Genomic DNA, 5,428 nt, shown 5'->3' with positions numbered 1-5,428 from the left:
GCCCCTCCGACTCTGGCAATATATCTCCTTGCCGCGCGGGTGGCCGAGTGAAGACGAGGCCGGGAAGACCCGCGGCGGGTACCTTGAGAACCGGATACCGCGAAGAGACGGAAGTAAGTGGAGACACCATTTATAAGGTGTCAGCAGTGATGTACTTTTCGAGATCAGTTGTGTAAGGTCTGACTTAGTCAGGCCCCGTTCAACTTTTCCTTAACCAGTTTACTGAAACGCTAACATATCGAATGGAATCCGATTCAGCGAGATGCTGGTCGGGACGGGCACTCCGCGCCCACCATGATCGCGACCGGACGCAGCGTCCGGCCATCATAATTGGACGGAGAGTTCGATCCTGGCTCAGGATGAACGCTGGCGGCGCGCCTAACACATGCAAGTCGAACGGCACCCCCCTTCGGGGGGAAGCGAGTGGCGAACGGCTGAGTAACACGTGGAGAACCCGCCCCCTCCTCCGGGATAGCCTCGGGAAACCGTGGGTAATACCGGATGACCCCGGCAGGCCGCATGGCCGGCCGGGCAAAGCCCAGACGGGAGGGGATGGCTCCGCGGCCCATCAGGTAGACGGCGGGGTGACGGCCCACCGTGCCGACGACGGGTAGCCGGGTTGAGAGACCGACCGGCCAGATTGGGACTGAGACACGGCCCAGACTCCTACGGGAGGCAGCAGTGGGGAATCTTGCGCAATGGGGGGAACCCTGACGCAGCGACGCCGCGTGCGGGACGAAGGCCCTCGGGTCGTAAACCGCTTTCAGCAGGGATGAGACAAGACGGTACCTGCAGAAGAAGCCCCGGCTAACTACGTGCCAGCAGCCGCGGTAATACGTAGGGGGCGAGCGTTATCCGGATTCATTGGGCGTAAAGCGCGCGTAGGCGGCCCGGCAGGCAGGGGGTCAAATGGCGGGGCTCAACCCCGTCCCGCCCCCTGAACCGCCGGGCTCGGGTCCGGTAGGGGAGGGTGGAACACCCGGTGTAGCGGTGGAATGCGCAGATATCGGGTGGAACACCGGTGGCGAAGGCGGCCCTCTGGGCCGAGACCGACGCTGAGGCGCGAAAGCTGGGGGAGCGAACAGGATTAGATACCCTGGTAGTCCCAGCCGTAAACGATGGACGCTAGGTGTGGGGGGACGATCCCTCCGTGCCGCAGCCAACGCATTAAGCGTCCCGCCTGGGGAGTACGGCCGCAAGGCTAAAACTCAAAGGAATTGACGGGGGCCCGCACAAGCAGCGGAGCATGTGGCTTAATTCGAAGCAACGCGAAGAACCTTACCAGGGCTTGACATATGGGTGAAGCGGGGGAGACCCCGTGGCCGAGAGGAGCCCATACAGGTGGTGCATGGCTGTCGTCAGCTCGTGTCGTGAGATGTTTGGTTAAGTCCAGCAACGAGCGCAACCCCCGCCGCATGTTGCCAGCACCTCGGGTGGGCACCCATGCGGGACCGCCGGAGTCAATCCGGAGGAGGGCGGGGACGACGTCAAGTCATCATGCCCCTTATGCCCTGGGCTGCACACGTGCTACAATGGCCGGTACAGCGGGATGCGATGGCGCGAGCCGGAGCGGATCCCTGAAAGCCGGCCCCAGTTCGGATTGGGGGCTGCAACCCGCCCCCATGAAGTCGGAGTTGCTAGTAATCGCGGATCAGCATGCCGCGGTGAATGCGTTCCCGGGCCTTGTACACACCGCCCGTCACACCACCCGAGTCGTCTGCACCCGAAGTCGCCGGCCCAACCGTTTGGGGGGAGGCGCCGAAGGTGTGGAGGGTGAGGGGGGTGAAGTCGTAACAAGGTAGCCGTACGGGAACGTGCGGCTGGATCACCTCCTTTCTAGGGAGCATGAGGCTTTCTGAAAGCACTAGAGAATCAGATCTCACAAGTTACGGCGCAGGTGTGCCCGAGTCTCCGCCCCCCGCCCCTTCGCGTGTCCGGTCCCCGGGGTCACCCCGCGTACCTTGAGAGCCGCATAGCGACAAGACGGATCTATTTATTGATCTGATCGATTCTTCTATATAGAGATATGAGATACATATCTTCCAATCTGCAAACATATAGTAAGTTGCATGACGATCGCCGGTGACGCACGTCACCGAGCGTATGCGACACCCAGACATTCAAGTGTCTAGATACGGCGTCCCGTCCCGGTTGGGGCGGGAAGATATCTAGGGCGCACGGCGGATGCCTTGGCACATGGAGCCGACGAAGGACGCGGCAAGCTGCGATAATCCGCGGTTAGGGGCACACACCCTTCGACCCGCGGGTCTCCGAATGGGCGAACCCGCCAGGAGAAGTCCTGGCACCCTCCGGATGAACACATAGTCCGGAGGGGGACAACCCGGGGAACTGAAACATCTAAGTACCCGGAGGAAGAGAAATCAACATCGAGATTCCCCGAGTAGCGGCGAGCGAAAGGGGACCTAGGCCAAACCGTGGAGCGGGCGGGCGCCAGCCTATACCGCCCACGGGGTTGCAGGGCCTCCCGCCCGGGAGCTGGCGCTCCCGGCGGGGAACCGTCCAGGGGAGCCGAACGGCATGGGAAGGCCGGCGGCACAGGGTTAGGGCCCCGTAGGCGCACCCTGGGACGGACCCCGAAGGAGGCTCCTGAGTAGGGCCGGGCACGTGAAACCCGGTCCGAACCCGGGGGGACCACCCTCCAAGCCTGAATACTCCCATGTGACCGATAGCGCACCAGTACCGTGAGGGAAAGGTGAAAAGCACCCCGGGAGGGGAGTGAAACAGTACCTGAAACCGTGCGCCCGCAAGGCGTCGGAGCCGGCTCGTTCCGGTGACGGCGTGCCTTTTGTAGAATGAGCCAGCGAGTTGCTGGCACGCGGCAAGGTTAAGCTATGGAAGCGAGCCGGAGCGAAAGCGAGTCCGAAACGGGCGACATGAGTCGCGTGCCGCAGACGCGAAGCCGGGTGAGCTATCCCTGGGCAGGCTGAAGCGGGGGTAAGACCCCGTGGAGGGCCGAACGGACGTACGTTGAAAAGTGCGCCGATGACCTGGGGATAGGGGTGAAAGGCCTATCAAACCCGGAGATATCTCGTTCTCCCCGAAATAGCTTTAGGGCTAGCGTCGCGCGTTAACCGCCGGAGGTAGAGCACCGGATCGATGAGGGGGCTTCGCCGCCTACCGATTCGAACCGAACTCCGAATGCCGGTCGGTCCAGAGCGCGGCAGTCAGAGCATGTGGGCTAAGCTGTGTGCTCGAGAGGGAAACAGCCCAGACCGCCCGCTAAGGCCCCCAATTCTCAGTTAAGTGGCAAAGGATGTGCGTCCGCGCAGACAACCAGGAGGTTGGCTTAGAAGCAGCCACCCCTTCAAAGAGTGCGTAACAGCTCACTGGTCGAGTGGACATGCGCCGACAATACACGGGGCTAAACTGAGAGCCGAAGCGGCGGCAACGATCATTCGTTGGGTAGGGGAGCGTCCCCAGCGGGGCGAAGCCGGAGGGTCACCGACGGTGGACTGCTGGGGAGTGAGAATGCTGGCATGAGTAGCGAGAGACGAGAGAGTAACTCGTCCGCCGTAAACCCGAGGTTTCCTGGGCGAGGCTAATCCTCCCAGGGTCAGTCGGGGGCTAAGCCGAGGGCGGAGGCCGTAGGCGAAGCGCAGCAGGTGGACATTCCTGCACCGGAGATGCACCGTCACGACCGACGGGGCGACGGATTGGGGTGGCTCGGCGGGGTTCTGGACGTCCCCGTGATGGAGCGCGGCCCGGAGACCAGGCAAATCCGGTCTCCACCGAGGGCGAGGCTCCGGACGAAGCGACTGAGCGAAGCGAGTGAGCCCGTGGTCCCCAGAAAAACCCCTAGGCAGGGGCATCTCCGCCCGTACCGCAAACCGACACAGGTGGGTGGGTAGAACATACCGAGGCGATCGGGTCAACCATGGTCAAGGAACTCGGCAAAATGGCCCCGTAACTTCGGGAGAAGGGGCGCCGGCGCGTACGTGGACCCACTCGCTGGGCGAGCGGAGGCCGGCCGCAGTGAAGAGGCCCAATCGACTGTTTACCAAAAACACAGGACTCTGCAGAAGGCGAGAGCCGACGTATAGGGTCTGACGCCTGCCCGGTGCCGGAAGGTCACGCGGAGGGGTTAGCCGCGAGGCGAAGCCCCGAAGCCAAGCCCCGGTAAACGGCGGCCGTAACTATAACGGTCCTAAGGTAGCGAAATTCCTTGTCGGGTAAGTTCCGACCTGCACGAAAGGCGCAACGAATTGGGCGCTGTCTCGACCATGGACCCGGTGAAATTCCACTAGTCGTGAAGATGCGACTTACCCGCGGAAGGACGGAAAGACCCCGTGAACCTTCACTGCAGCTTGGCATTGGCCGCTGGCCCGTCGCGTAGAGGATAGGCGGGAGGCTTCGAAGCCCGGGCGCCAGCCCGGGTGGAGCCGACCTTGGAATACCGCCCTCGGCGCGCCGGCGTCCTAACCCCGGGCCGTGATCCGGCCGGGGGACCGTGCCAGGTGGGTAGTTTGACTGGGGCGGTCGCCTCCCAAAGGGTAACGGAGGCGCGCGAAGGTCCGCTCGGGACGGTCGGCAACCGTCCTCAATGAGTGCAAGAGCGTAAGCGGGCTTGACTGCGAGGCAGACACGCCGAGCAGGTGCGAAAGCAGGCTCTAGTGATCCGGCGGCCCCGCGTGGGTGGGCCGTCGCTCAACGGATAAAAGGTACTCCGGGGATAACAGGCTGATCTTGCCCAAGAGTCCACATCGACGGCAAGGTTTGGCACCTCGATGTCGGCTCATCGCATCCTGGGGCTGGAGCAGGTCCCAAGGGTACGGCTGTTCGCCGTTTAAAGCGGTACGCGAGCTGGGTTCAGAACGTCGTGAGACAGTTCGGTCCCTATCCTCCGCGGGCGCAGGAGAATCGAGGGAGGCTGCCCCTAGTACGAGAGGACCGGGGTGGACGCACCTCTGGTGAACCGGTTGTCGACCAACGGCACGGCCGGGTAGCCACGTGCGGCGCGGATAACCGCTGAAGGCATCTAAGCGGGAAGCCGTTCCCGAGATCAGTTCTCCTTCCGGTAAGGGCCCAGGTAGACTACCTGGTCGATAGGCGGCAGGTGCAAGCGCGGCGACGCGCTCAGCCGAGCCGTACTAATAGCCCGAGCTCTTACCCGCATCCGACCGGCGGGACGCCATACTAACGTATCAAAGGTGTCGCGTCGTCACGGTCAGGTCGATCCCGGATCCGCCGCGGAAGTCGCTGTGCGGCCCTCAGGGCACGCGCGTGTCACCCGGGTGGACGGTACGAGAGCCGCCCACCGGTCAGCGGCCATTGCGTGCGGGGCACGCCCGGTCCCATTCCGAACCCGGAAGCTAAGCCGCACCGCGCCGATGGTACTGCGGGGGAAGCCCGTGGGAGAGCAGGGCGCCGCTGACCGGTGGACGGCTCTCGCCCCCCCCCCGGGGGGGGG

General features: G+C 63.6%; 3 rRNA genes. All 3 read left to right on the top strand.

What is annotated here, in order from left to right:
• The first annotated feature begins 331 nt into the window (after positions 1-331).
• A 16S ribosomal RNA gene (locus tag DWV48_RS06560) occupies positions 332-1,836 on the top strand.
• A gap of 321 nt (positions 1,837-2,157) precedes the next feature.
• A 23S ribosomal RNA gene (locus tag DWV48_RS06555) occupies positions 2,158-5,133 on the top strand.
• Positions 5,134-5,278: 145 nt separating this feature from the next.
• Positions 5,279-5,394 (top strand): 5S ribosomal RNA (gene rrf / locus DWV48_RS06550).
• Together the 16S, 23S and 5S rRNA genes form the textbook arrangement of a ribosomal RNA operon.
• Positions 5,395-5,428 lie beyond the last annotated feature (34 nt).

This window comes from Collinsella sp. AF08-23 (assembly GCF_003479805.1).
Taxonomy (GTDB): Bacteria; Actinomycetota; Coriobacteriia; order Coriobacteriales; family Coriobacteriaceae; genus Collinsella.
Note: the sequence above shows the minus strand (reverse complement) of the source record. Positions and strands in the feature narration are given on the sequence as shown.